Origin of the sequence: Thioalkalivibrio sp. XN279 (assembly GCF_011089885.1) — a bacterium.
Taxonomy (GTDB): domain Bacteria; phylum Pseudomonadota; class Gammaproteobacteria; order Steroidobacterales; family XN24; genus XN24.
On the sequence record NZ_JAANBD010000023.1, the window covers coordinates 153,236 to 177,167 of the forward strand.

Below are 23,932 nucleotides of genomic sequence, written 5' to 3' on the forward strand. Positions count from 1 at the left end.
CTAGAATGTCCGGCACTGGACCGGCCGGGAGCCGCTGATGCGCGCCCTTGTATTGTCACTTGCTGTACTGGTCGCCGGCGCCGTGCTCGGCGCTGCGGCGCCCGCACGCGCGGACCGCGCCCAGGCGCCGGGAGCGTCCGGGCACTTCCCGATGGCGGACGAGGTGGTGGTGCTCAAGTCCGAGCGCCGGCTGGAACTGCGGCGCGACGGCGAGGTCATGCGCAGCTTTCCCATCGCGCTGGGCGGCAATCCCGAGGGCCACAAGCAGCAGGAGGGCGACCAGCGCACGCCGGAAGGCCGCTATTTCCTGGACACCCGCAATCCCAACAGCGCCTTCTTTCTCGCCCTGCGCGTGTCCTATCCCAACGGCGACGACCTGCGCAGCGCGCGCCAGCGCGGCGTCGACCCGGGCAACAACATCATGATCCACGGCCTGCCCAACGAGCCGAAGCACCCGTCCCGGCAGTACCTGCAGTCGGACTGGACCGACGGCTGCATCGCCGTGAGCAACGCCGCGATGATCGACATCTGGCTGTCGGTGCACGACGGCACGCCGATCACCATCCTGCCGTGAGCATCGGCGCGGGACCTGGCGGCATGGAAAAGCCCATCATTCTTATCGTCGATGACGAGCCGGTAAACCTGGCCGTGCTGGCCGAGCTGTTGCGGCCGGAGTATCGCGTCCGCGCGACGACCTCGGGCGCCGATGCCCTCGTGGTGGCAGCACTCAGCCCCCGCCCGGACCTCATCCTGCTCGACGTGATGATGCCGCGCATGGACGGCTACGAGGTCTTGCGCCGCCTGCAGGCCGCGGCAGAAACGCGCGATGTCCCGGTGATCTTTCTCACGGCGCTGGCCGCTCCCTCGGACGAGGAGCAGGGGCTGGCCGCCGGCGCGGTCGACTACATCACCAAGCCCATCAAGCCGGCGGTGTTGCACGCGCGCGTGAAGACACAGCTCGAGGCGGCGCGGGCCCGCGTGTTCCTGCGTGACCAGAATGCCTTCCTCGAAGCCGAGGTGCAGCGGCGCATGATGGACCACGAACTGGCGCAGCAAGTCGGGATCCGCGCCCTGGCCCAGCTGGCCGAGACTCGCGATGCCGAGACCGGCGGGCACATCCGCCGCACCCAGGCCTACGTGGAGCTCCTGGCCGGGGCGCTCCGGGATCACCCGAGGTTCAGCGGCTTCCTCACGCCGGAGAACACCAGCCTGCTGGTCAAGTCGGCGCCCCTGCACGACATCGGCAAGGTGGGTATTCCCGACAGTATCCTGCTGAAGCAGGGCCCGCTCACGCCCGACGAAATGGAGGTGATGCAACGCCACCCCCGGCTCGGCTTCGAGGCGATCGAGCGCGCCGAGGCCGACGTGGAGCGCACCGTGCCGTTTCTCGTCCTGGCGAAGGAGATCGCGTGCTGGCACCACGAGCACTGGGACGGCAGCGGCTACCCGGACGGGCTGGCTGGCGACGCGATCCCGGTGTCGGCCCGGATCATGGCCGTGGCGGACGTCTTCGACGCCATGACCACGCCCCGTGTGTACAAACCCGCATTGTCCCTGGAGGCTGCGCGCGACTACATTGCCGGGAATCGCGGCACGCACTTCGACCCGGACGTCGTCGACGCTTTCATGGCCGTGCAGGAACAGTTTTTCGCAGTGGCGCGCCAGTATGTGGAACCTCCCGGTCACTGAAATACTTTTCGGCCTGCTCGGCCTTGGCGTCGGCCTGCTGGCCGGCCGAGGCCTGCGAGGGCGCCGGAGCAGCGCGCCTGCGGACCCGTTGCATGACGACGAACGCATCCGATTCGCGCTCGAATCCAGCGGCCTGGGCGCCTGGGACCACGACCTGCAGGACCAGACCGGGGTGCGCACTCTCAGGCACGACCAGATCATGGGCTATGCCACCAGGCTGCCACGGTGGACGTACGACATGTTCATGGAGCAGGTCCACGCCGACGACCGGGAACGGGTCGGCCAGTGTTACCGGACGGCCGTCCGGGACGGCACGGAGCTGCGTTTCGAATGCCGCATCTGGCGGCCGGACGGCGAGTTGCGCTGGGTCCTGGTGCATGGGCGCCATGTCCGCGACAAACCGGATGGCCGCCGGCGCATGGCGGGCATCATCCAGGACATCACTGAGCAGAAGTCGGCCGAGGCGAGGCTGCGCGAGCACGAGGAGCAGCTGCAACTGTCGATCGAGCACGTCCCGGTGCCGATGGCGATTTTCGACCGCGAGATGCGCTATATCGCCGTCAGCCGCGTGTGGCGCGAAACCTACGGCGGCGGCGACCGGGAAGTGCGCGGGCGTTTGCACTACGAAGTTTTTCCGCACCTGGACGAGGAGCGCAAGGAAGCACACCGTCGTGCCCTGGCCGGCGAGGTTTTGAGCAGCCATGAAAGCCCCTTGGCCATGCCGGACGGCACGCAGCGCTGGTTCGACTGGGAAGTGAGGCCGTGGCGGTCGGCGGACGGCGAGGTTGGCGGGATCATCATTTTCACCGAGGACGTCACGGAGCGTCGTGCTTTCCAGCGGGCGCTGGTGCAGCAGGCCCTGCGCGCGGAGGCCATGCTGGAGCTGCCGCGTGCCGCCGAGGTGATGGCGGAAGACGTGTTCCTGCGGCATGTGCTGGAGCTCGCCGAGGAGCTGACCGGGAGCCGCGCCGGATGCATCCATGTCGTGGGCGCGGAATCGGGCCAGGCGGTCAGCACCACCTGGTCGCGTCGCGCGATCGAGGCGCACGGCGAGCTGACGGAAGAAGATGCGGCCGCGGAGCGCGGCGCCTGGGAGGAGGCGTGCGAGCGCATGGAACCGCTGGTCAGCAACGAGCCCGGGCGCCTGCAGGCCGAAGCGGCGCTACCCGAGAGTTCTCCGCTGGCCGGGCGCTTCGTGCGCGTGCCGGTGGTCGAGTCGCGGCGCGTGGTGATGCTGGTGGCGGTCGCGGGCAAGGACGGGGACTACACGGCCTTCGACCTGGAGACGCTGCAGCTGATGGCGGACCAGGCGTGGCGTATCACGCAGCGGCGGCGCAGCGAGGAGCGGCTGCGCGAAATCTCCCTGGCCATCGAGCAAAGTCCGGACAGCATCGTCATCACCAACCTCGCCGCAGAGATCGAGTATGTCAACGACGCGTTCCTGCGCGTAACCGGCTACGAGCGCGACGAGGTGATCGGGCGCAACCCGCGCATCCTCCAGTCCGGCAAGACCCCGCGCCACCACTACGAGGCCATGTGGGCCGACCTCACCGACGGCCGCCCGTGGAAGGGCGAGTTCTTCAATCGGCGCAAGGACGGCACAGAGTACGTCGAGTTCGGTCACGTGGCCCCGCTGCGACAGCCCGATGGACGCATCACCCACTACGTCGCGGTGAAGCAGGACATCACGGAGAAAAAGCACCTCGAAGCCCAGCTCCAGCGTCACCAGCACCAGCTCGAGGAACTGGTGGTGGAGCGCACGCAGCAGCTGGTCGAGGCGCGGCATCGCGCTGAGGCCGCGAGCCGGGCCAAGAGCGCCTTTCTCGCCAACATGAGCCACGAGATTCGCACGCCGTTGAACGCCATCGTCGGCCTGGCGCACCTGCTGCGCCAGGACGCGGTGTCGCCCGAGCAGGCAGAGCGCCTGCAGAAGGTGGACCACGCGGCGCGCCACCTGCTCTCCATCATCAGCGACATTCTCGACGTGTCGAAGATCGAGGCGGGCAAGTTCGTGCTGGACCACCGCGATTTTCACCTCTCTGTAGTCCTGGATCATGTGCGCTCGCTGATCTCCGATGCTGCCCGCGCCAAGGGGCTCGAGGTGGAGACGGATCCGGACGGCGTGCCGCAGTGGCTGCGCGGAGACCCGACGCGCTTGCGCCAGGCCCTCCTCAACCTCGCCGGCAACGCCGTCAAGTTCACGCATGAGGGCAAGATCCGCATCGCCGCCTTTTTGGTGGGCGAGGACGATGACGGCCTGCTGGTGCGTTTCGAGGTAGAGGACACCGGCGTGGGCATCGCCGAGGACCGGCTGCAGCATCTCTACGAGGCATTCGAGCAAGGCGACACCTCGATCACGCGCGAGTATGGCGGCACCGGTCTCGGGCTCTCGGTGACACGCGGCCTGGCCCAGCTCATGGGCGGCCGCGTGGGCGTGGACAGCAGGCCTGGCGAGGGCAGCCGGTTCTGGTTCGAGGTCCACCTGGCGCGAGGACACGGCGTGGCCCCGGCAACCCCGGATCCCGAACGCATCATGGACCGGGACACCGACTATTTCGCGCGCTTGGCCGGGGTGCGCGTGCTGCTCGCCGAGGACAACCCGATCAACGCCGAGGTGGCGTCGCAGCTGCTGCACGGCGTCGGCGTCGCCGTTGACCTCGCCGAAAACGGCCGCAGGGCCGTCGAGATGGCGGCCGCGAAGCGCTACGACGCGGTGCTGATGGACGTGCAGATGCCTGACATGGACGGACACGAGGCGACACGGCGGATTCGCGTCCTGCCGGGCTGGGAGTCCGTGCCCATCCTCGCGATGACGGCGAACGCATTCGAGGAAGATCGGCGTGCAGCCTTCGAGGCCGGGATGAGCGGCTTCGTCGCCAAGCCCGTTGAGCCCCATGTCCTTTACCAGGCCCTGGTCGATTCCGTGCCGCGGCCGCGCGGCGCCGCACGCGCCGGATCCGGTGCCGCGACGCTGGCGACCGCCGATGCCGCGTTGGAGCGGATCGACGGGCTCGACGTCCGCGCCGGGCGCGAGGCCTGCGGCGGTGATCCAGTGGTGTACCGGCGCATGATGCGCCAGTTCATCGAGCGCCACCGCGGCGACCCGGTGGAGTTGCGGCGCGAGTTCGATGCCGGGGAGAGAGCGGCCGCGGGCCAACGCGCTCATTCGCTCAAGGGTGCGGCTGCCAATCTCGGCGCCACTGCCATCTCGGCGGCGGCGGCGGCGGCGCAACGCCTGGCGACACGCGCCGACTTCGACCCGGACATGGCGGAGCCGGTGCTGGCGCAGCTCGAGACCGGACTGGCTGTGCTGGAACGGGGACTGTCCGAGGCCGAGGCCCACCTGCCGGAGGAGCCTGGCGCTGAGCCGGCAGAGGTGGCCGACGCTGACCGGCTCGCAGTGGTGCTGGACCGGTTCGAGGCGTTGCTCGCGGATTACGACACAGCGGCCACGGAGCTGGCGCGCCGCCACCGCCAGGCCCTGCTGGCGCAGGGCCCCGCCGGCGAGGAGATCATCGCCTGCATCGAAGCCTTCGATTTTCGCGGCGCGGCGTTGCGCCTGGAGAAGCTCCGCCGCGGTTGAGGTGCCTGCGGCGATGCGGAGCTGCCGTGTAAGATTGGCCGCATGAGCGAGCACCTCCCGGCGAAACTGCCCGAAAGTGTCACCATCTACCCTCTCGGCAGCATGGACCTGTTGTCGCAGCTGGAAGTCGCCAAGCTGCGCGATATCGGCGCGGGCGAGCTGCGCGAGCGCTTCCGGCGCTGCGCGCTGGCGGTGCTGAACACCGGCAGCGACCTGGACGACGCGCGCGCCGTCTACGAGCACTTCGCGGACTTCGAGATCGAGCTGCTGCAGGTCGAGCGCGGCGTGCGCCTGCGCATGCGCAACGCCCCGGCGCAGGCGTTCGTGGACGGCAAGCTGGTGCGCGGCATCCGCGAGCACCTGTTCGCGGTGCTGCGGGACATCGTCTACTACAGCACCGAGATGGAAGGTCGCATCGGCGCCGACGACTCGGCGCAGATCACCGATGTGGTGTTCCAGCTCTTGCGCAACGCGCGCGTGCTGCGCACCCGGGTGGAGCCGGACCTCGTGGTGTGCTGGGGCGGCCACTCCATCAGCCGCGAGGAGTACGACTACTCCAAGGCCGTGGGCTACCACCTCGGGCTGCGCGGGCTCAACGTCTGCACCGGCTGCGGGCCCGGCGCCATGAAGGGGCCGATGAAGGGCGCCGCCGTGGCGCACGGCAAGCAGCGCATCAGCGACGGGCGTTACGTCGGCATCTCGGAGCCGGGCATCATTGCCGCCGAGCCGCCCAACCCGATGGTCAACGAGCTGGTCATCATGCCGGACATCGAGAAGCGCCTCGAGGCCTTCCTGCGCTTCGGCCACGGCATCGTCGTCTTCCCGGGCGGGGTCGGCACCACGGAGGAGCTGTTCTACGTGCTCGGCGTGCTGCTCAATCCGCACAACGCCGACATGCCCTTTCCCCTCGTGCTGACGGGACCGTCCTCGGCTGCCGCCTATTTCGAGCAGGTGGACGATTTCCTGCGCGGCACCATCGGCGAGGAGGCGGCGCGGCGCTACCAGGTGGTGCTGGACGACCCGGAGCGGGTGGCGCGGATCATGAAGACCGGCATGGGCCGGGTGCGGGACTTCCGCCGCGACCAGGGCGACGCCTGGTACTTCAACTGGCGCCTCAAGGTCGAACACGAGTTCCAGCAGCCCTTTGCCGCCACCCACGAGGCGATGGCGGCGCTGGACCTGCGCCGCGACCAGCCGGCGCACCGGCTCGCCGCCGACCTGCGGCGCGCCTTCTCCGGCATCGTCGCCGGCAACGTCAAGGACGAGGGCATCCGCCGCATCGAGGCGCACGGCCCCTTCGAGCTGCGCGGCGACCCGGCGCTCATGCGCCTGATGGACCGGATGCTCGAGTCCTTCGTGCAGCAACAGCGCATGCGCCTGCCGGGCGTGGAGTACCAGCCCTGCTACCGGCTGGTGGGCTGAGGCCCGGCTGCCTTCGTGACCCCCTTCACATTCCCGCGCCCTGGCCGGATTTGCGGCTGCGCGGGTGTGAATCAGGTCACGGTGCCGGCGGGACGTCACTCGGGAGAATGGCGCTCGATCTCGAGCACAGGACGCCTTTCATGGCGGAATCCCCGCGCAAGCGCACGTTACCAAAGAGCCGCCTGCCTCTCGCCGCCGCCACGGTGCCGGGCGCGGTGGGCCGTATCGGCCATCTCGGGCGTCGACCGCCCGTGCTCGAGGACGATTCCATCTATACCCTGCGCGGCTACAAGGCGTGGGCAGCCCGGGTCAAGGCGGCCTGGGATGCCGAGTCCTGAGCCCCGCACACTTGCCCACGGAGCCGAAAGCGATGAATGCAGAGGCGGCGGGAGACGCCGGGGATTACCCCTGTTCCGGACCCACCCTGGATGCCTGGTCGTGGATCGCGCGCGCGCGCGCCGCGGCCCAGCGCGCCGTGCAGTCTGCCGAGCCCACGGTGCGGGAGGCCGATGATGAGCCCGAGCTGCCGGAGAACGCGCCCGGCTAGCCGCTCGCTGCGCGAGCGGCGACCCGACCCGGGACACGCCCCGTGCCGGCGCTGAGCCTGCTCCTGCTGCTGCCGCTGCTGGCCTTCCTCGGCTGGCTGGCGCGGGGGCGGCGCCTGCGCGGCGAGCGCAACCAGCGCATCCACGACGTGCTGCTGCAGACCAACGTCGGCGACGAGTGCTTCGTCGCCGAGACCCTGGGCACGCTGCCGTTCCCGGCCGAAAAGTACCTCCGCCATGCCGTCCCGCCCGGCGCGCCGCTGGCGCGCTCCGCCGACGTGCGCATGCGCGGCACGCTGCGGGTGGGTCCGGACGACTGGGTCCCCTTCGAGGCGCGCGAGCGCATCAGCGCCGAGCGCGGCTTCCTGTGGGAAGCGCGCGTGGCCGTGCTCGGGCGGCTGGTGGTGGAGGGGGCGGACTGGCTGCTGGCGGACGAGGCGGGCATCGACTATGCGCTGGCCGACTGGTGGCCGGCGTTACGGCGGCGCGGGCCCGAGCTGGCGCGCTCGGCGACGGGGCGGATGATGGTGGAGCTGGCCTGGCTCCCCGCGGCGCTGACGCCGCAGCGCGGCGCGCGCTGGAGCCGCGGCGACACCGACCGGGCGGTGGTCACCGTGCCCGGGAGCACCACGCCGATGACGGTGCTGGTGAGCGACGACGGCCGCCTGCTGGAGGCCAGCGTGCTGCGGCGACGCCTGGCGCCGGACGGGCGCAGCGCCCTGGCGCCCTACGGCATCGTGGTCGAGGCCGAGGCGCGCTTCGGCGATTTCACCGTGCCCAGCGAGCTGGTGGCGGCCTGGGGCATCGGTACCGACGACCGCTACGACTTCATGCGCGTGTTCGTCGAGGACATCGACTGGCTCTAGGACTGGCTCCAGGATTGGCTCCAGGACTGGCTCCAGCCGGCTTGCGCGCCGCGCCGCGCCTGCACTAAGGTGCCTGCTTCCCTGATTCCAAAGCTGTTGCAGGAGCACCCATGCGCCGATTCGCCATGCTGACCGCCACCTTCCTTGCCCCCGCCCTGACGGGCTGTGCCCCGGGCGGCGAGGGCCCGGCCGAGCCGCCCGCGGAGCCGCCCGCCGAGCTCGTGATCATCGAGGTGGCCCCGGGCCAGGGCCCGGAAATCGCCGCCGGCAGCACCGCGGTGGTGCACTACACCGGCTGGCTGTTCGACCCCGCCGCCGCCGACCGCAAGGGCACCAAGTTCGACAGCTCGGTGGACCGCGGCCAGCCCTTCCGCTTCCCGCTCGGTGCCGGGCGCGTGATCCGCGGCTGGGACGATGGCGTGGCCGGGATGCAGGTGGGCCAGAAGCGCACGCTCATCATCCCGCCCGAGCTCGGCTACGGCAGCCGCGGCGCCGGCAGCGTGATCCCGCCGAACGCGACGCTGGTGTTCGACGTCGAGCTGCTGGGTATCGAGTGATGGCGGCGGGCATGCGCAGTGTCGCGGCGCTCGCCGCGGCCGTCATCCTCCTGTCGTCCGGCGCGGCTGACGCGGCCACGCTGATCCACGCGGGGCGGCTCATCGACGGCCGCGCCGACACCCCGACCGGGCCGGCCACCATCGTGGTGGAGGGCGAGCGCATCGTGGCGCTGGAGGCCGGCCATCGCGCGCCGGGGCCCGGCGACCGGCTCATCGACCTGTCGGGCGCCACCGTGCTGCCGGGGCTGATGGACATGCACACCCATGTGTCCAGCGAGAACAGCCGCACGTCTTACCTCAACCGCTTCACCCAGGATGCCCCCGAGGTGACGCTGCAGTCGACGGTGTACGCGCGCCGCACGCTGGAGGCCGGCTTCACCACCATCCGCGACCTCGGCGACAGCTACAACGTCTCCATCGCCCTGCGCGACGCCATTGCCGCCGGCAAGGTGGTCGGCCCGCGCATCTTCACCTCGGGCAAGTCCATCGCCACCACCGGCGGGCACGCCGACCCGACCAACGGCTGGGCCGAGCACATCGCCGGCGATCCGGGCCCGCAGGACGGGGTGATCAACGGCGTGGCCGACGCGCGCAAGGCCGTGCGCCAGCGCTACAAGGACGGCGCCGACCTGGTCAAGGTCACCGCCACCGGCGGCGTCATGAGCCTGGCCAAGAACGGCCTCAATCCCCAGTTCAAGGAGGACGAGCTCAAGGCCATCGTCGACACTGCGCGCGACTACGGCTTCCACGTCGCGGCGCACGCGCACGGCGCCGAGGGCATGAAGCGCGCCATCGAGGCCGGCGTGTACTCGATCGAGCACGGCACCTACATGGACGACGAGGTGATCCGGCTGATGAAGAAGCACGGCACCTGGTACGTGCCGACCATCCATGCCGGCAAGTTCGTGGCCGAGAAGGCCGAGGAGCCGGGGTACCTGCCCGACATCGTGCGGCCCAAGGCGGCCGCCATCGGGCCGCAGATCCAGGACACTTTCGCCAAAGCCTACCGCGAGGGCGTGAACATCGTTTTCGGCACTGACTGCGGCGTCGGCCCGCACGGCAGCAACGCGCGCGAGTTTCAGTTCATGGTCGAGGCCGGCATGCCGCCCATGGACGCGATCCGCTCCGCGACCTCGGTCGCGGCGGCCTTCCTCGGCGTCAACCATGACCTGGGCACGATCGAGGCCGGCAAGCTGGCCGACATCATCGCCGTGGACGGCGATCCGCTGGAAGACATCAGTGCCATGAGCCGGGTGCGTTTCGTGATGAAGGAAGGCGTGGTGTATCGCGACGACGCCTGGAGCCCGGGCGGCTCATGAGCCGGCCGCTGCAGTTCCTCGGCTTCGCGGCCGCGGCGACCGTGGTGGTGGTCGCGCTGATGGTCGGCGTGATGTGGGGCTTCGGGCTGTTCGAGCAGCCCGCGGACGAGCTGGAGGCGCACCCGGTCGAGCTGCTGTCGCAGACCGACCGGGTGGACCTCGGCGCACTGCTGCGGCCCGAGGTGCCGCGGCCGCCCGAGCGGCCGCCGACGCCCATCGAGCCGCTGGAGATTCCCGCACGGCAGGTCTCGGGCTTCGTGCAGGTCGAGGTCGAGACCGACGCCGAGGGGCGGATCACGCGCGCCGAGGTGGTGAATGCGCTGCCCGCCGGCGTGTACGAGGCGCAGGCGCTCGAACAGGTGCGCCAGCGCCGTTACCCGCCGCGCGCCGGCGGCGGCAGCTACGTCGAGGTGGTGCCGTTCCGGGTCAGTCCCGACGCGGTGCCGCCGCAGCCCTGACTCAGCCCGCCGGCACGTCCGGATTGAGCGAGTAGATCCCGGTCACTTTCGCGCTGGCCAGCACGTGGCCGATGAGCGCGGTCTCCACTTCTTCGGCCGTGAACGCGCCTTCCACCGGGCAGCGCTCCAGGTCCGTGGCGTAGAGGATGAAGTGATAGTGATGCGGGATCTCGTCGTTCCAGGGCGGGCACGGCCCGTCGTAGCCGAGGTACACGCCGCCCATTTCCGCGTCGCCGTCGAACCACGCGGTGTAGTCGTTGCGCCCCTGGCGCGCGCCCTCGGGCCCCTGCGGCGAGGTCTTGCCGCGCGCCGTCACGCCGCGGCTGCAGGCGCCCTCCGGAAAGCCGCCTGGCGTCGGCGGCAGGTCGACCATCACCCAGTGATAGAACTTGCCGCGCGGCAGTGAGGCCGGCACGGTGCGCCCTTCCTGGTTGACGTCGTCGGGCTTCGTCGGCACGTCGTCGTCGACGCAGATCAGCACCAGGGTCCTGGTGCCCTCGGGCAGTCCGTCCCAGCGGACGCCCGGGCTCAGGTTCTCCCCGAGCCGCACGTGGCTGGCCTCGTCCTGCACCCCGAAGGCGAATTTCTCCGGGATGGGCTTGCCGTGGTCGATGCCTTCGACGATCAGTTTCATGGCCGCAGTCCTCCTTCTGTCAGCACGGCGCGCAGCTGTGCCACCGCCCATTCCAGCAACTCCATCGGAATCGCCAGGGGCGGCGCCAGCCGCACCACCGTGGCGTGGGTTTCCTTGCTCAACAGCCCGCGCGCCATCAGCGCCAGCACGACTTCGCGCGCGCTGGCCTGCGCCGGGTCGATCTCGATGCCGATGAACAGCCCGCGGCCGCGCACCTCGCGCACCAGCGGGCTGTCGATGCGGTGCAGTTCCTCCAGCAGCCACGCGCCCTTGGACGCGCTCTGCCCGGCCAGGTCCTCGTCCTCCAGCACCTGCAGTGCTTCGAGGCCGACCGCAGCAGCCAGCGGGTTGCCGCCGAAGGTGCTGCCGTGGTCGCCCGGGCGGAACACCGCCATCAGCTCGCGCCGGGCGAGGAACATGGACACCGGCAGCACGCCGCCGCCCAGCGCCTTGCCGAGCACCAGGCCGTCGGGCTTCACGCCCTCGTGCTCGCACGCCAGCAGCTTGCCGGTGCGGCCCAGCCCGGTCTGCACCTCGTCGGCAATGAGCATGACGTCATGGCGGCGGCAGATCTCGGCGCAGGCGGCGAGATAACCCGCCGGGGGAATGACGATACCGCCCTCGCCCTGGATGGGCTCGACCAGGAAGGCGGCGGTGCGCGGCGTGATGGCCGCTTCCAGCGCCGCAGCGTCGCCGTAGGGCACGGTCTTGAGGCCGGGCGGGAAGGGGCCGAAGCCCGCGCGGTACTGCTGCTCGGTCGACAGGCCGCAGATGGCGATGGTGCGGCCGTGGAAGTTGCCCGCGCAGGCAATGATTTCCTGCTCGCCGTCGGGCACGCCCTTGACCTGCCAGGCCCACTTGCGCGCCGCCTTCATGGCCGTCTCGACGGCCTCCGCGCCGGTGTTCATCGGCAGCGCCATGTCCTGGCCGGTGAGGCGGCAGGCGCGCGCCAGGAACTCGCCGAGACGGTCGCTGTGGAAGGCGCGCGAGACGATGTTGAGCGTGCGCGCCTGCTCGACGAGCGCGTTGACGATGCGCGGGTGGGCGTGGCCGTGGCTCACCGCCGAGTAGGCGCTCATCATGTCGAGGTAGCGCCGGCCCTGGTCGTCCCACACGTACGGACCGTCGCCGCGCACCAGCACCACCGGCAGCGGATGGTAGTTCTGCGCGCAGTGTCGGCCTTCGAGTTCGATCAGCGGGTGCATGGCGCGGCTTCCTCGCCTTGCGGCATCCTATGCGTCATGAACGCATTGTACCGTGATCAGCCGTGGCGGCCGCCGCGGCCCGAAGCGCTGGAAATACCGGGCCCGGCCGGTCCCCTGGAAGCCATCGTCGAAGACCCCGCGACGCCGGACGGCGCGGAACCCCCGGCGCTGGCGGTGGTCTGTCATCCCCATCCGCTGTACCAGGGCACCATGCGCAACAAGGTGGTGCACACGGTGGCACGGGCCGCCAACCGCCTCGGCGCGCCGTCGGTGCGCTTCAACTTCCGCGGCGTCGGCGCCAGCGCCGGCGCCTGGGACGAGGGGCGCGGCGAGACCGAGGACGCGCTGGCGGTGATCGAGTGGGCGCGCCGGCGCTGGCCGGGCCTGCCGCTGTGGCTGGCCGGGTTCTCTTTCGGCAGCTACGTGGCGCTGCGGGCGGCGCCGCAGGCGCGGCCCGCGGCGCTGGTGACGGTGGCGCCGCCGGTGCAGCGTTTTCCGCTCGGCGGCGCCTGGCAGCCCGGGGCGCCGTGGCTGGTGGTGCAGGGCGAGGCGGACGAACTGGTCGACTGGCACGCGGTGCGTGACTGGGCGCTGGCGCAAACGCCGCCGCCGGAGCTGGTGCTGTTGCCCGAGACCAGCCACTTTTTCCATGGGCGCCTCGGCGAGCTGCAGCAGTCGGTGCAGGATTTCCTCGGGCGCTTTGCAGACGGGAGCGAAGCATGATTGCGAAACTGAAGGAGCTGTTGCGCGAGTCGCTCGGCGCGCCGGCTGACGGGGAGGCGGGTGGCGGACACGACCTGCGCCTCGCCACCGCGGCGCTGTTGCTAGAAATGGCGCGCGCCGACCGCGACGAGACGGAACAAGAGCGGCGCGCCGCGGGCGCGGTGCTGGCGCGGCATTTCGCGTTGGAACAGGGGGCGGCCGAGGCGCTGCTGGCGCGCGCCGACAGCAGTCTCGAACACACGGTGTCGCTGTACGAGTTCACGCGCGTGCTGAACGACACCCTGTCGCCTGAAGAGCGGCGGGAAGTGGTGCGGCTGGTGGCGGAGGTGGCGGCGAGCGACGGCGTGTTCGACAAGCACGAGCAGCACCTGCTGTCGAAGCTGGCCGACCTGCTCCACCTGCGGCGGGCGGAGTACGCAACGATAAGGGCGTCCGTGCTTCGCAGCACGGACGCCCTCGATTAGACGGGTCCGGAAGGAGCCTACAGGCTCAGATCATGTCCTTCAGGCCCTTCAGCGGGCTGACCTTCACGGCCTTGCGCGCCGGCTTCGCCTTGATGGTGATCTCTTCACCCGTGAACGGGTTCTTGCCGAGGCGCGCCTTGGTGGCGGGCTTCTTCACCACTCGGACCTTCATCAGCCCGGGCATGGTGAACTCGCCGGCGGACTTCAGCGACTTCTTGATGATGACGTTGAGTTCGTCGAACACTGCGCCGACGTCCTTCTTCGTCTGACCGGTCTTGTCAGCGATCTGGGTGATGATCTCAGCCTTGGTCGGCGGCTTCTTGGCGACCGGGACTGCCTTTTTCTTTGCGGCCATGAATGTCTCCCTTCAGTTCTTTGGAGTGAGGCAAGCTCGCGCTTGAACCTGAGTAAACCCTGAGTAAAAACCCTAGTAAACCGTTTAACGGCGTAACTATAGCTTAAACAAAAGCGTTCGGCGCGGCCGACGAGCGAGATTTTATAAGGATATTTACTAGGTCTCAGGCCAGGTAGCCCGGCAGGCGGATCATGATGAGCAGCGCCTGCAGGCCGATGAGCACGAACAGCGGCGACAGGTCGAGCCCGCCGATGGGCGGCACGAGGCGGCGCAGCGGCCGCAACACCGGGTCGGCCAGGCTGTGCAGCACGCTGATGAGCGGGTTCCAGTGGCCCGGGCTGACCCAGCTGATGACGACGTGGGCGAGGATGACCACGAAATACAGCTGGATCACGCCGACGATGATTCTCAGCACCGTGTAGTAGAGCAGCATCCCGGCGCCGACCACCGCGCCGGTGGCGAGGAACAGCAGTCCCGCCGTCACCACCAGCTGCAGCAGGAGCAGCGCCACCAGCGAGGACATGTCGAGCCCGCGCCAGCCCGGCACCACGCGGCGCAGCGGCCGCACCACCGGGTCGGTGATGCGCAGGATGAACTGCGACAGCGGGTTGTGGAAGTCCGCGCGCGACCACTGCAGCAGGAACCTGAGGATGTAGGCCATCAGGTAAAGGTTCAGCAGCGTCTTGACGACGAAAAACAGTGCCGCGCTCATGACGATGTCGTACTCCGGTTCATTCCTGGGCGAAACGGTCGGCCAGCTCGCGCGAGCGCGCCTCGGCCCGCTGCAGCGCGGTGGCCACCAGCGTCCTGAAGTCTCCCGCCTCGAGTGCGTCCAGCGCCGCCTCGGTGGTGCCGCCGGGCGAAGTGACGCGCCGTCGCAGCGCGGCCACGGGTTCGTCGCTCTCCAGCGCCATGCGTGCCGCGCCCAGCGCGGTCTCGACCGCCAGCAGGCCCGCCAGGTCCTGCGGCAGCCCGAGCTCGGCGGCGGCGTCCGCCATGGCCTCGATGAGCAGGAAGAAGTACGCCGGGCCGCTGCCGGACAGCGCCGTGACCGCGTCCATCTGCGTTTCGCGTTCCACCCAGCTGACCGAGCCGACCGCGCGCAGGATGGATTCCGCCAGCTCGCGCTGCGCCGGCGCCACGCCGTCCCCTGCGTACAGCACGGTGGCGCCGCAGCCCAGCAGCGCCGGCGTGTTTGGCATCGCGCGCACCACCGCGGTGCCGGCGCCCAGCCAGCGCAACAGTTCCGCGGTGCGGATGCCGGCAGCGATCGAGATCACCAGCGCGCTGCGCGCGGCGAGCGACGGCGCCACCGCGCGTGCCGCCTGCGGCATCACCTGCGGCTTCACCGCCAGCACGACCACTTCGGCCTGCGCGGCCGCCGCCGCGTTGTCGGCAAAAACCTCGATGCCAAAGTCGCGTTGCAATGCCGCGCGCCGCGCCGCGTCCGGCTCGGCGGCGCCCAGCCGTCCCGGCGGCACGCCGTCGGCAACCAGCCCGCCGACCAGGCTGCGCGCCATGTTGCCGCCGCCGATGAAAACGATGCGCGTGGACTCCATGGCGCAAAGCATAGCGGATCAGGCGCGGGGGCCGAAGATGGCCGTGCCGATGCGCACCATCGTCGCGCCCTCCGCCACCGCCGCCTCGAGGTCGTCCGACATGCCCATCGACAGGGTGTCCAGCGCCATGCCCTCCTGCTGCAGCGCGAAATAAAGCGCCGCCAGCTGGCGGCACCAGGCGCGCTGGCGCGCCGGGTCGGTCTCCGGCGGCGGCACTGCCATGAGCCCGCGCAGCCTGAGCTGCGGCAGCGCCGCCACGCGCCGGGCGAGGTCGCCGGCCGCGGCCAGCGGTGCGCCGGACTTGCTGGCCTCGGCGCCGACGTGCACCTGGATGCAGACGTTGAGCGGCGCCAGTGCGGCAGGCCGCTGGCGCGACAGGCGCTCGGCCAGCTTGAGCCGGTCCACGCTCTGCACCCAGTCGAAGCGCGCCGCGACGGCCGCGGTCTTGTTCGACTGCAGGGCGCCGATGAAATGCCACGCCGCCGGCCCCGCCCCGGGCGCGTGACCGAGCTCGTCCATCTTGGCGACGGCTTCCTGCACGAAGTTCTCGCCGAGGTCGGCGAGGCCGGCGTCGAGCGCGGCCCGGATCGCCGCCACGGGCTGGCGCTTGCTCACGCCCACGAGGCGGATTTCCGCCGCGTCGCGGCCGGCAGCACGGGCCGCCGCCGCCACCCTTTCGCGCACGCTGTGCAGCCGTGCGGCAACCGACTGATCTGAGAACCCGGTCATGTTCCGGACCCACAGGTTATGTATACTGCGAAAGACCTTCGGGACCACCTGCGCGGCGGTCCGATCAGGCGGCAAAACAAGGGATTAGCGATGGCTGTAGACATCGAGCAACTGCTCCGTTTCTCCGTCAAGAATGGCGCCTCGGACCTGCACCTGTCGGCGGGCGTGCCCCCGCTGATCCGCATCGACGGCGACGTCAAGCGGATCAACATGCCGCCGCTGACGCACAAGGAAGTGCACAGCATGGTCTACGACATCATGAACGACAAGCAGCGCAAGGACTACGAAGAGTTCTTCGAGACTGACTTCTCGTTCGAGATTCCCGAGCTGGCGCGCTTCCGCGTCAACGCCTTCAACCAGCATCGCGGCGCCGGCGCCGCCTTCCGCACCATTCCCTCGAAGATCCTGTCGCTCGACGACCTCAACGCGCCGAAGATCTTCAAGGACATCGCCATGTACCCGCGCGGCATCGTGCTGGTGACCGGCCCCACCGGCTCCGGCAAGTCCACCACGCTGGCGGCGATGATCGATCACGTGAACAACAACCGGCCCGATCACATCCTCACCATCGAGGACCCGATCGAGTTCGTGCACGAGAGCAAGAAGGCGCTGATCAACCAGCGCGAAGTGCATCGCGACACCCTCGGGTTCGCCGAGGCGCTGCGCTCGGCGCTGCGCGAGGACCCGGACGTGATCCTGGTCGGCGAGATGCGCGACCTCGAGACCATCCGCCTGGCGCTGACCGCGGCCGAGACCGGCCACCTCGTGTTCGGCACGCTGCACACCAGCTCCGCCGCCAAGACCATCGACCGCGTCGTCGACGTGTTCCCGGCCGGCGAGAAGGAAATGGTGCGCTCCATGCTCTCCGAGTCGCTGCGCGCCGTCATCAGCCAGACCCTGCTGAAGAAGGTGGGCGGCGGGCGCGTCGCGGCGCACGAGATCATGATCGGCACCGCCGCGATCCGTAACCTCATCCGCGAGGGCAAGATCGCGCAGATGTACTCCGCCATCCAGACCGGCCAGTCCACGGGCATGCAGACGCTGGACCAGTGCCTGACGGAGCTGCTGCGCAAGGGCATGGTCAGCCGTGAAGAGGCCCGTTACAAGGCCCAGAACAAGGAAGCATTCTGATGGAACGCGACCAGGCTATACGGTTCATCCATGAACTGCTGCGCAAGATGATCCAGGTCAACGGCTCCGACCTGTTTCTCACCGCCGGCTTCCCGCCCGCCATCAAGGTCGACGGCCGCGTCAAGCCGGTCACCGACCAGCCGCTGACGCCGCAGCAGAGCGCGGCGCTGGTGCGCTCGATCATGAACGACAAGCAGACGCGCGAGTTCGACGCCACCAAGGAGTGCAACTTCGCCATTGCACCCCCGCGCATCGGCCGCTTCCGCGTCAGCGCCTTCATCCAGCAGAACCATGCCGGCGCCGTCCTGCGCACCATCAACACCACGATTCCGACCATCGAGGAGCTGGAGCTGCCGCCCATCCTCAAGGACGTGGCGATGACCAACCGCGGCCTGGTGCTGGTGGTCGGCGGCACCGGCAGCGGCAAGTCCACCACGCTGGCGTCGATGGTCGGCTACCGCAACGAGAACTCCAAGGGCCACATCATCACCATCGAGGACCCGGTGGAGTACGTGCACACCCACAAGAACTGCATCGTCACGCAGCGCGAAGTGGGCATGGACACCGATTCCTGGCACGTGGCGCTGAAGAACACCCTGCGCCAGGCGCCGAACGTCATCCTCATCGGCGAGATCCGCGACCGCGAGACCATGGAGTACGGCATCCAGTTCGCCGAGACCGGCCACCTCTGCCTCGCCACGTTGCACGCCAACAGCGCCAACCAGGCGCTGGACCGCATCATCAACTTCTTCCCGGAAGAGAAGCGCGACCAGCTGCTGATGGACATGTCGCTGAACATCAAGGGCATCATCGCCCAGCGCCTGCTGCCGCGCGCCAGCGGCAGCGGCCGCATCGCGGCGATGGAGATCATGCTGGCCTCGCCGCTGATCTCGGACCTGATCTTCAAGGGCGAGGTGACCGGCATCAAGGAAGTGATGGCGCGCTCCAACCGCCTCGGCATGAAGACCTTCGACCAGGCCCTGTTCGACCTGTTCGAGGACGGCAAGATTTCCTACGAGGACGCGCTGCGCAACGCCGACTCCCGCAACGAGCTGCGCCTGCGCATCAAGCTCGAGAGCAAGCGCGATTTCAAGGCGCGCGACGAAGGTTCGGAGAGCCTGCGCCTGGCAGACGACGCGAAGGCCCAGCAGTATGGCAAAGACGCCTGAGGACACCGCCGTCACGGCGCCGCCGCGGCCGTCGCTGTTCAATCTCAAGCCCTACCTGAAGCTGATGGCGGACAAGGGGGCTTCGGACCTCTTTTTCACGCCGCAGGCCCCGATCAAGATCAAGATCGAGGGCCAGATCATGCCGGTGGGCAGGGAAATCCTCACCGTCGAGCTGGTGAACGAGATCGTGATGTCGGTGATGACCGAGGAGCAGAAGCGCCACGTCGAGCGCGAGCTGGAACTCGACTTTGCCATCTCCGAGCAGGGTCTCGGGCGCTTCCGCGCCAACGTCTTCAAGCAGCGCGGCAACTACGCCATGGTGCTGCGCTACATCACGCTGGACATGCCGCGGCTCGAGGACCTCGGCCTGCCCAAGGTGCTGGCGGACCTGGCGCTGAAGAAGCGCGGCCTGATCCTGATGGTCGGCGCCACCGGCTCCGGCAAGTCGACCACCCTGGCGGCGATGATCAACCATCGTAACGAGTCCTCCAGCGACCACATCATCACCATCGAGGACCCGATCGAGTTCCTGCACCCGAACAAGCGCTCCATGGTCAACCAGCGCGAGCTCGGGCTGGACACGCTGTCCTACGCGCGTGCGCTGAAAAGCGCCATGCGCGCGGCGCCGGACGTGGTGCTGATCGGCGAGATTCGCGACCAGGAGACCATGGAGGCGGCCATCACGCTGGCCGGCACCGGCCACCTGTGCATCGCGACGCTGCACGCCAACAACGCCTCGGAGACGCTCGACCGCATCATCAACCTGTTCCCGCAGGCGCAGCACCGCCAGGTGCTGATGGACCTGTCGCACTACCTCAGCGCGATCATTGCGCAGCGGCTGGTGGTGGGAAAGGGCGGCAAGCGCGTGGCGGCGGTCGAGGTGCTGCTGAACACGCCGCACATCTCCGACCTGATGCTCAAGGGCGACATCGGCGGCATCAAGCAGGCACTGCGCGAGACCTCGCAGGGCGACATGCAGACCTTCGACCTGGCGCTCTACAAGCTCTACAAGGAAGGCGTCATCGACCTCGAGCGGGCGCTGGCCTACGCCGATTCCGCGGTCGACCTGGAGGCCAAGATCAACTTCGGCTGACCGGTCTTCTTGCAAACAAGAATCATTCTCATATAGACTGCGGGCGTCCCCTGGCCCGGAGTCCGTCATGAACCCGACCCACTGGCAACTCGAAGTGCAGCGCAGCGGCCGCGACGCCCAGCTGCGCCTGGCCCATCCTTCCGGCCTGTGCCGCGAATGGGACGGCGACGTCGCCTGCCGCCTGTGCCAGCGCCTCGGCCTCGACACCGGCCGCTATCCCTGTCCCAAGTCCAGCGCCTGGCGGCTGTTCCTGCTGGCGCGCGACCTCGAGTCCGAAGTGGAGCCCACGTCGGCGCCCGCGCCGGCGCCCGAGACCGACTGGGACGCACGGCTGCGCACCCACGGCCTGCGGCCGACGCCGGCGCGCCGCGCCATCGCCGCGCTGCTGCTCGGCGGGCCGCGCCACGTCACCACGGAGGAGGTGAGCGGGGAGCTGGCGCGCGCCGGTTACCGCTATGCGCTCAGCACGGTCAGCCGCACGCTGAAGGAATTCGCCGACTGGGACCTGCTGCAGGTGCTCGACCTCGGCGGCGGCGTGGTCTTTTACGACACCGTCACCACGCCGCATCCCCACGTCTACAACGTCGACACCGGCGAGCTGTCCGACCTCAGCCCGGAGGAGGCGTGGGTGAGCGGCCTGCCCGAGCTGCCCGCGGGCGTGCGGCTGGAAGGGATCCAGCTGGTGTTCCGCGTGCGCGGCGCCGCGGCTCAGTCGAAGCGCAGCGCCCCGAAGGTGCAGTCGTCGGGCCCGCGGAAGTCCGCCGGGCAGGCGTAGGTCCCGAGGAACAACAGGTCGGGGCTCATCAACGCGCCCGCGATGCCCGCCTGGCCGAGCGAGTCGGAGAATTCGCCGCGGTACATGCCGAAGTCATCGTCCAGCACGTCGAACCACAACGTGGCGGACACGCCGCCGGCCTCGGCGACGTCACAGCGCCCGGCGCCGCACAGCATCCAGGCCGAATCGATTACGTCCGGCGCCCAGTCGAGCCACGCGTTGCGGCCGCTCCAGTGGCCGTCCAGGTCGCTGAACAGGTAGCCCGGCAGGCCGACGGCGCCGCGCTCGAGCACGCTGAATTCGAACACGTCGTTCACCATCACGAGGTGGCGCCGCGCCGCGTCGGTGAGCACGCGGAAGTCCGTGCCGTCGCTCAGCGTGCCGCGCCAGGCGCCGGCGCCGGCCTGCCACAACCGGCCGGACACGCTCGAGGCGAAGCCGTTCACGTATTCGCGCACGATGCGGTCGCCGCAGATCTCCCATTCAAGGGTGAACAGCGTCCCGCTGTCGTCTTCCATGGCGCCGTACCAGGCGCCGTCCAGCCCGAGGTCGGGCCCGAGGCAGTCGACGACGACGATCTCCGTCTCGTCGGAGCAGCCTGCCAGCGCCAGCAGCGCGACCAGCAGGGCGCCGGTTTTCAGGTATGCAGCCATCTCTGTCTCCCGTGCAACGGATCGTCATTGCTTCGGGGACAGAGTCTGCAGGCGCGAACCTGAACGAAAGCTGAGCGCCGCCTGGACCGGATTCAGTGCTGCATCGCCGCCCAGTCCACCGCCGCGGCCTCGAACACCGGCCCGTCCACGCACACCCGCTGCATCGCCGGCCCGGACGGCGTGTTGACGCGCACCACGCAGCCGGCGCAGCCCCCCACCGCGCAGGCCATATACTCTTCCAGCGACACCTGGCAGGGCAGGTCGAAGTCGCGCGCCAGCGCGGCGGCGGCCTTGAGCATGGGCGTCGGGCCGCAGGCGAAGATCTCGACCTCGCGCAAGGCGGCGGCGTCCAGCGCGCGCAGCCACTCGCGGCCGAGCTCAGTGACGTAACCGGCGTAGCAGCCGTCGAATCCCGCCAGCGAGGCGAGGCGGCTCGGCACCCCGAGGTTCTCCATCAGCGGCATGGCGGCCGTCACGCCCTGCGGCAGGCCGTCCACCGCGATGCGCGACGCCGCGGGCGCGAAGGGGAAGGGCACTTCCGATCCCATCAGCACCAGGCCGGCGCGCGCTGCCGGGCCCAGCGTCTCGGCGAGGAACACCATCGGCGGGATGCCCACGCCGCCGCCGATGAGCAGCGGCCGGGGGCGGCCCGGCGTGGGCGCGAAGGGCTTGCCGATCGGGCCCATGACGCTGACCTTTTCGCCCGGGCGGCGCTGCGACAGCAGCCGCAGGCCGTCGCCGACGATCTTGAACAGGAACTCGATCACGCCGGAGCCGGGATCGGCGCGCATCAGCGACAGCGGCCGGCGCATGGGCAGGGCGGGATCGCAGGTGACGTGCGCGAAGCTGCCGGCACGGGCATGGGCGGCGCACTGCGGCGCCACCAGGCGCATGATGAACTGCTCGCCCGGCCAGGCCTCGATGTCGAGCACTTCGGCGTCCTCGACGAAAATGGTGCCGCGGTGCGGGCGGTCGGGCGCGGCTTCAGCCATGGAGCGTCTCCATCACGGTCTGCATCACGGCCATGCGCACGGCGACGCCGTTGGTGACCTGCTCGGTGATCACCGACTGCGGCGCGTCGGCGACGCTGCCGGCGATCTCGACCTCGCGATTCATCGGGCCCGGGTGCATGACGATGGCATGGGGTTGCGCCAGCGCCAGGCGCTCCGGCGTGAGGCCGAACTGGCGATGGAACTCGGCGGCGTCGGGGCCGTGGCCCTGCTCCATGCGCTCGCGCTGGATGCGCAGGCACATGACGACGTCGGCGCCGCGCACGCCGTCCTCGATCGAGTCCAGCAGGGTCGCGCCCGGGAACTCGCTGGCGTCCGGCGCCAGCGTCGGCGGCGCCACCAGCCTGAGCTCGCCCACGCCCAGTGTCATGAGGGCGTGATGGGCGGAGCGCGCCACGCGCGAGTGCTGGATGTCGCCGGCGATGGTCACCACCTTGTCGGCCAGGTCGCCGAGATGGCGGCGCATGGTGAGCACGTCGAGCAACCCCTGGGTGGGGTGGTTGAGATGCGACTCGCCGGCGTTGAGCACCGCGACGTGCGGCGCGACGTGGTCGCAGATGTACGCCGGCACGCCCGATTGCGCGTCGCGGATGACGAAGATGTCGATCTGCATCGCCTGCAGCGTGTAGATGGTGTCGAGCAGGCTCTCGCCCTTGGCGCGCGAGGAGGTGCTGACGTCGAGGCTCAGCACCTCCGCGCCGAGGCGGCGCGCGGCGAGCTCGAAGGAGGCGCGGGTGCGCGTACTGGGCTCGAAGAACAGGTTGGCGATGGTGCGCCCGGCCAGCGTGTCGTTGCTCGCTGGCTTGGCGCCCGGCGGGGTGAGATAGGACTCGGCGCGGTCGAGCAGCGCCACCAGCTGCGCGCGCGGCACGTCTTTCAGGGTGACCAGGTGCCGGAGCCGTCCTTGCGCGTCGAACTGCGATGCCATGGGTGCCTCAGGTGTTCTTGTCCAGCCAGTCTTGCAGGATCACGGCCGCAGCCGCGCTGTCGATGTCTTGCCTGGCGATGCGGCCGCGGCGTCCCGCGCGCCGCTCGGCCACCAGGCCCTCGTATGCCGCCGCGGAACTGAGGCGCTCGTCCACCAGCTCCACCGGCAGGCCGAAGCGGCCGTGCAGCCGGCGCGCGAAGCGCTGCGCCTCGCTCGCGATGTCGTCGCCCGGCGCGCCGGGAGCGGCGTCATTATACGGGACGCCGACCACCAGCCGGCCCGGCCGCCACTCCTTGAGCAGGGCGCCGATGCGCGTCCAGTCGGGCCCGGCGTCGGTCGCCGCCACGGTCTCCAGGGCGCGCGCCCGGCCGGTCACGGTGTTGCCCACGGCCACGCCGATGCGACGCCGGCCGTAGTCGAAGGCCAGCAGCGTGTCGGTCGCAGCGGCCATGCTCAGGCGTGACCCGCCTCGGAGGAGAGCGCGTTGATGTCGATGCCGATGAGGCGTGCGGCAGCCTCCCAGCGGCGCTCGAAGGGCACGGAAAAGATGATGTCGGGCGTGGCCGGCACGGTGAGCCAGGAGTTCGCCGCCATCTCGGCTTCCAGCTGGCCGGCGCCCCAGCCGGCGTAACCGAGCGCGATGACGGCGCGCTGCGGGCCGTTGCCGCTGGCGAGCGCCTCGAGGATGTCGCGCGAGGTGGTGACCTTGATGCCGTCCTGCACGTCCAGGGTCGCGGAGAAGCCGGCGCCGCCGTCGTCGTGGATGACGAAGCCGCGCTCGGGTTGCACCGGCCCGCCCTGCAGCACCAGTTGCTCCGCCAGCGCCGGGTCGGGGATCTGCAGGTCCATCTGCGCCAGGATCTCGGCCAGCGACATGTCGATGGGGCGGTTGATGATGATGCCGAGCGCGCCCTCGTCGTTGTGCTCGCAGACGTAGGTGACGGTGCGATCGAAATTGGGATCGTCCATGGCCGGCATGGCGATCAGGAATTGCCCCGTCAGGTACTGGTCCTCGCTCATGCGCCTAGTATATCCCCGCGCGGCGGGCGGGGCTCGGCGCGCCCG

Annotated in this window: 27 protein-coding genes; 16 read left to right on the forward strand and 11 right to left on the reverse strand. The window is 69.8% G+C overall.

The window, feature by feature from the left end; translation table 11 throughout:
• Positions 1 to 37: 37 nt before the first annotated feature.
• From G8346_RS03630 to G8346_RS03675, 10 genes are all read left to right on the forward strand, one after another.
• Positions 38 to 574, forward strand: coding sequence for a murein L,D-transpeptidase family protein (locus tag G8346_RS03630; RefSeq protein WP_166048328.1), 537 nt, complete (start codon positions 38 to 40; stop codon positions 572 to 574).
• Positions 575 to 597: 23 nt separating this feature from the next.
• Complete coding sequence (locus G8346_RS03635; protein WP_166048330.1) at positions 598 to 1,689, forward strand: HD-GYP domain-containing protein; 1,092 nt, start codon at positions 598 to 600, stop codon at positions 1,687 to 1,689.
• Positions 1,667 to 5,272 carry a PAS domain S-box protein gene (locus G8346_RS03640; protein WP_166048332.1) on the forward strand — a complete coding sequence of 1,202 codons (3,606 nt, stop codon included), beginning with the start codon at positions 1,667 to 1,669 and terminating at the stop codon, positions 5,270 to 5,272. Before G8346_RS03635 ends, G8346_RS03640 begins: the two co-directional genes overlap by 23 nt.
• Before the next feature lie 42 nt (positions 5,273 to 5,314).
• Entirely contained in the window at positions 5,315 to 6,694 is a 1,380-nt protein-coding gene (gene ppnN / locus G8346_RS03645; protein WP_166048334.1) for a nucleotide 5'-monophosphate nucleosidase PpnN, read from the forward strand.
• Positions 6,695 to 6,834: 140 nt separating this feature from the next.
• The gene (locus G8346_RS03650; protein ID WP_166048336.1) at positions 6,835 to 7,032 is read left to right on the forward strand and encodes a hypothetical protein; all 198 of its coding nucleotides are present in this window, start codon (positions 6,835 to 6,837) and stop codon (positions 7,030 to 7,032) included.
• Positions 7,033 to 7,064: 32 nt separating this feature from the next.
• Positions 7,065 to 7,241 carry a hypothetical protein gene (locus tag G8346_RS03655; RefSeq protein ID WP_166048338.1) on the forward strand — a complete coding sequence of 59 codons (177 nt, stop codon included), beginning with the start codon at positions 7,065 to 7,067 and terminating at the stop codon, positions 7,239 to 7,241.
• Between the two features lie 42 nt (positions 7,242 to 7,283).
• Positions 7,284 to 8,105 (forward strand): DUF6544 family protein, encoded by an 822-nt coding sequence (locus G8346_RS03660; protein WP_166048340.1) that lies wholly within the window; start codon positions 7,284 to 7,286, stop codon positions 8,103 to 8,105.
• 110 nt (positions 8,106 to 8,215) lie between these two features.
• Complete coding sequence (locus G8346_RS03665; RefSeq protein ID WP_166048342.1) at positions 8,216 to 8,662, forward strand: FKBP-type peptidyl-prolyl cis-trans isomerase; 447 nt, start codon at positions 8,216 to 8,218, stop codon at positions 8,660 to 8,662.
• Positions 8,663 to 8,673: 11 nt separating this feature from the next.
• A complete protein-coding gene (locus G8346_RS03670) occupies positions 8,674 to 9,981 on the forward strand; it encodes an amidohydrolase family protein (protein ID WP_166048344.1) in 1,308 nt (435 codons plus the stop codon).
• Complete coding sequence (locus G8346_RS03675) at positions 9,978 to 10,439, forward strand: TonB family protein (protein WP_166048346.1); 462 nt, start codon at positions 9,978 to 9,980, stop codon at positions 10,437 to 10,439. The genes G8346_RS03670 and G8346_RS03675 overlap by 4 nt, the downstream gene beginning before the upstream one ends.
• Before the next feature lies 1 nt (position 10,440).
• On the opposite strand, the gene G8346_RS03680 is transcribed toward G8346_RS03675, so the two are convergent.
• A complete protein-coding gene (locus G8346_RS03680) occupies positions 10,441 to 11,073 on the reverse strand; it encodes a YbhB/YbcL family Raf kinase inhibitor-like protein (RefSeq protein ID WP_166048348.1) in 633 nt (210 codons plus the stop codon).
• The gene (gene rocD / locus G8346_RS03685) at positions 11,070 to 12,278 is read right to left on the reverse strand and encodes an ornithine--oxo-acid transaminase (RefSeq protein WP_166048350.1); all 1,209 of its coding nucleotides are present in this window, start codon (positions 12,276 to 12,278) and stop codon (positions 11,070 to 11,072) included. The genes G8346_RS03680 and rocD overlap by 4 nt, the downstream gene beginning before the upstream one ends.
• A 36-nt stretch (positions 12,279 to 12,314) precedes the next feature.
• On the opposite strand from rocD, the gene G8346_RS03690 reads away from it, so the two are divergent.
• Together G8346_RS03690 and G8346_RS03695 are read left to right on the forward strand one after the other, a co-directional pair.
• Positions 12,315 to 13,001 (forward strand): alpha/beta hydrolase, encoded by a 687-nt coding sequence (locus tag G8346_RS03690; protein WP_166048353.1) that lies wholly within the window; start codon positions 12,315 to 12,317, stop codon positions 12,999 to 13,001.
• Complete coding sequence (locus G8346_RS03695; RefSeq protein ID WP_166048355.1) at positions 12,998 to 13,465, forward strand: TerB family tellurite resistance protein; 468 nt, start codon at positions 12,998 to 13,000, stop codon at positions 13,463 to 13,465. The genes G8346_RS03690 and G8346_RS03695 overlap by 4 nt, the downstream gene beginning before the upstream one ends.
• Positions 13,466 to 13,490: 25 nt before the next feature.
• On the opposite strand, the gene G8346_RS03700 is transcribed toward G8346_RS03695, so the two are convergent.
• The 4 genes from G8346_RS03700 to G8346_RS03715 all read right to left on the reverse strand — a co-directional run bounded on the left by G8346_RS03700 (position 13,491) and on the right by G8346_RS03715 (position 16,108).
• Complete coding sequence (locus tag G8346_RS03700; RefSeq protein ID WP_166048357.1) at positions 13,491 to 13,820, reverse strand: HU family DNA-binding protein; 330 nt, start codon at positions 13,818 to 13,820, stop codon at positions 13,491 to 13,493.
• A 163-nt stretch (positions 13,821 to 13,983) separates the two neighbouring features.
• Positions 13,984 to 14,532, reverse strand: a complete 549-nt coding sequence (locus G8346_RS03705; protein ID WP_166048359.1) for a YggT family protein — start codon at positions 14,530 to 14,532, stop codon at positions 13,984 to 13,986.
• 19 nt (positions 14,533 to 14,551) lie between these two features.
• Positions 14,552 to 15,391, reverse strand: coding sequence for a pyrroline-5-carboxylate reductase (proC, locus tag G8346_RS03710; RefSeq protein ID WP_240901271.1), 840 nt, complete (start codon positions 15,389 to 15,391; stop codon positions 14,552 to 14,554).
• A 6-nt stretch (positions 15,392 to 15,397) separates the two neighbouring features.
• Complete coding sequence (locus G8346_RS03715) at positions 15,398 to 16,108, reverse strand: YggS family pyridoxal phosphate-dependent enzyme (RefSeq protein ID WP_166048361.1); 711 nt, start codon at positions 16,106 to 16,108, stop codon at positions 15,398 to 15,400.
• A gap of 90 nt (positions 16,109 to 16,198) precedes the next feature.
• On the opposite strand from G8346_RS03715, the gene G8346_RS03720 reads away from it, so the two are divergent.
• The 4 genes from G8346_RS03720 to G8346_RS03735 all read left to right on the forward strand — a co-directional run bounded on the left by G8346_RS03720 (position 16,199) and on the right by G8346_RS03735 (position 20,276).
• Positions 16,199 to 17,239, forward strand: a complete 1,041-nt coding sequence (locus tag G8346_RS03720; protein ID WP_166048363.1) for a type IV pilus twitching motility protein PilT — start codon at positions 16,199 to 16,201, stop codon at positions 17,237 to 17,239.
• Positions 17,239 to 18,408 (forward strand): PilT/PilU family type 4a pilus ATPase, encoded by a 1,170-nt coding sequence (locus G8346_RS03725; RefSeq protein WP_166048365.1) that lies wholly within the window; start codon positions 17,239 to 17,241, stop codon positions 18,406 to 18,408. The genes G8346_RS03720 and G8346_RS03725 overlap by 1 nt, the downstream gene beginning before the upstream one ends.
• Positions 18,392 to 19,501, forward strand: a complete 1,110-nt coding sequence (locus tag G8346_RS03730) for a PilT/PilU family type 4a pilus ATPase (protein WP_166048367.1) — start codon at positions 18,392 to 18,394, stop codon at positions 19,499 to 19,501. The genes G8346_RS03725 and G8346_RS03730 overlap by 17 nt, the downstream gene beginning before the upstream one ends.
• A 67-nt stretch (positions 19,502 to 19,568) precedes the next feature.
• Positions 19,569 to 20,276: a Fur family transcriptional regulator gene (locus tag G8346_RS03735; protein ID WP_166048369.1), complete on the forward strand. Its 708-nt coding sequence runs from the start codon at positions 19,569 to 19,571 to the stop codon at positions 20,274 to 20,276.
• On the opposite strand, the gene G8346_RS03740 is transcribed toward G8346_RS03735, so the two are convergent.
• From G8346_RS03740 to G8346_RS03760, 5 genes are all read right to left on the reverse strand, one after another.
• Positions 20,210 to 20,929, reverse strand: a complete 720-nt coding sequence (locus tag G8346_RS03740; RefSeq protein WP_166048371.1) for a hypothetical protein — start codon at positions 20,927 to 20,929, stop codon at positions 20,210 to 20,212. The genes G8346_RS03735 and G8346_RS03740 overlap by 67 nt on opposite strands.
• 92 nt (positions 20,930 to 21,021) lie before the next feature.
• Positions 21,022 to 21,921 (reverse strand): dihydroorotate dehydrogenase electron transfer subunit, encoded by a 900-nt coding sequence (locus G8346_RS03745; RefSeq protein ID WP_166048373.1) that lies wholly within the window; start codon positions 21,919 to 21,921, stop codon positions 21,022 to 21,024.
• The gene (locus G8346_RS03750; protein WP_166048375.1) at positions 21,914 to 22,867 is read right to left on the reverse strand and encodes an aspartate carbamoyltransferase catalytic subunit; all 954 of its coding nucleotides are present in this window, start codon (positions 22,865 to 22,867) and stop codon (positions 21,914 to 21,916) included. The genes G8346_RS03745 and G8346_RS03750 overlap by 8 nt, the downstream gene beginning before the upstream one ends.
• Before the next feature lie 7 nt (positions 22,868 to 22,874).
• A complete protein-coding gene (gene ruvX / locus G8346_RS03755) occupies positions 22,875 to 23,318 on the reverse strand; it encodes a Holliday junction resolvase RuvX (protein ID WP_166048377.1) in 444 nt (147 codons plus the stop codon).
• 2 nt (positions 23,319 to 23,320) lie between these two features.
• Positions 23,321 to 23,887: a YqgE/AlgH family protein gene (locus G8346_RS03760; RefSeq protein WP_166048379.1), complete on the reverse strand. Its 567-nt coding sequence runs from the start codon at positions 23,885 to 23,887 to the stop codon at positions 23,321 to 23,323.
• Between the last annotated feature and the right edge of the window lie 45 nt (positions 23,888 to 23,932).

Bases quoted from the DNA above. Each gene is read 5' to 3' on its own strand.
- G8346_RS03630 (WP_166048328.1), top strand. From the start codon at position 38: ATGCGCGCCCTTGTATTGTCACTTGCTGTACTGGTCGCCGGCGCCGTG.
- G8346_RS03635 (WP_166048330.1), top strand. From the start codon at position 598: ATGGAAAAGCCCATCATTCTTATCGTCGATGACGAGCCGGTAAACCTG.
- G8346_RS03640 (WP_166048332.1), top strand. From the start codon at position 1,667: ATGTGGAACCTCCCGGTCACTGAAATACTTTTCGGCCTGCTCGGCCTT.
- ppnN (WP_166048334.1), top strand. From the start codon at position 5,315: ATGAGCGAGCACCTCCCGGCGAAACTGCCCGAAAGTGTCACCATCTAC.
- G8346_RS03650 (WP_166048336.1), top strand. From the start codon at position 6,835: ATGGCGGAATCCCCGCGCAAGCGCACGTTACCAAAGAGCCGCCTGCCT.
- G8346_RS03655 (WP_166048338.1), top strand. From the start codon at position 7,065: ATGAATGCAGAGGCGGCGGGAGACGCCGGGGATTACCCCTGTTCCGGA.
- G8346_RS03665 (WP_166048342.1), top strand. From the start codon at position 8,216: ATGCGCCGATTCGCCATGCTGACCGCCACCTTCCTTGCCCCCGCCCTG.
- G8346_RS03670 (WP_166048344.1), top strand. From the start codon at position 8,674: ATGCGCAGTGTCGCGGCGCTCGCCGCGGCCGTCATCCTCCTGTCGTCC.
- G8346_RS03675 (WP_166048346.1), top strand. From the start codon at position 9,978: ATGAGCCGGCCGCTGCAGTTCCTCGGCTTCGCGGCCGCGGCGACCGTG.
- G8346_RS03680 (WP_166048348.1), bottom strand. From the start codon at position 11,073: ATGAAACTGATCGTCGAAGGCATCGACCACGGCAAGCCCATCCCGGAG.
- rocD (WP_166048350.1), bottom strand. From the start codon at position 12,278: ATGCACCCGCTGATCGAACTCGAAGGCCGACACTGCGCGCAGAACTAC.
- G8346_RS03690 (WP_166048353.1), top strand. From the start codon at position 12,315: ATGAACGCATTGTACCGTGATCAGCCGTGGCGGCCGCCGCGGCCCGAA.
- G8346_RS03695 (WP_166048355.1), top strand. From the start codon at position 12,998: ATGATTGCGAAACTGAAGGAGCTGTTGCGCGAGTCGCTCGGCGCGCCG.
- G8346_RS03700 (WP_166048357.1), bottom strand. From the start codon at position 13,820: ATGGCCGCAAAGAAAAAGGCAGTCCCGGTCGCCAAGAAGCCGCCGACC.
- G8346_RS03705 (WP_166048359.1), bottom strand. From the start codon at position 14,532: ATGAGCGCGGCACTGTTTTTCGTCGTCAAGACGCTGCTGAACCTTTAC.
- proC (WP_240901271.1), bottom strand. From the start codon at position 15,391: ATGCTTTGCGCCATGGAGTCCACGCGCATCGTTTTCATCGGCGGCGGC.
- G8346_RS03715 (WP_166048361.1), bottom strand. From the start codon at position 16,108: ATGACCGGGTTCTCAGATCAGTCGGTTGCCGCACGGCTGCACAGCGTG.
- G8346_RS03720 (WP_166048363.1), top strand. From the start codon at position 16,199: ATGGCTGTAGACATCGAGCAACTGCTCCGTTTCTCCGTCAAGAATGGC.
- G8346_RS03725 (WP_166048365.1), top strand. From the start codon at position 17,239: ATGGAACGCGACCAGGCTATACGGTTCATCCATGAACTGCTGCGCAAG.
- G8346_RS03730 (WP_166048367.1), top strand. From the start codon at position 18,392: ATGGCAAAGACGCCTGAGGACACCGCCGTCACGGCGCCGCCGCGGCCG.
- G8346_RS03735 (WP_166048369.1), top strand. From the start codon at position 19,569: ATGAACCCGACCCACTGGCAACTCGAAGTGCAGCGCAGCGGCCGCGAC.
- G8346_RS03740 (WP_166048371.1), bottom strand. From the start codon at position 20,929: ATGGCTGCATACCTGAAAACCGGCGCCCTGCTGGTCGCGCTGCTGGCG.
- G8346_RS03745 (WP_166048373.1), bottom strand. From the start codon at position 21,921: ATGGCTGAAGCCGCGCCCGACCGCCCGCACCGCGGCACCATTTTCGTC.
- G8346_RS03750 (WP_166048375.1), bottom strand. From the start codon at position 22,867: ATGGCATCGCAGTTCGACGCGCAAGGACGGCTCCGGCACCTGGTCACC.
- ruvX (WP_166048377.1), bottom strand. From the start codon at position 23,318: ATGGCCGCTGCGACCGACACGCTGCTGGCCTTCGACTACGGCCGGCGT.
- G8346_RS03760 (WP_166048379.1), bottom strand. From the start codon at position 23,887: ATGAGCGAGGACCAGTACCTGACGGGGCAATTCCTGATCGCCATGCCG.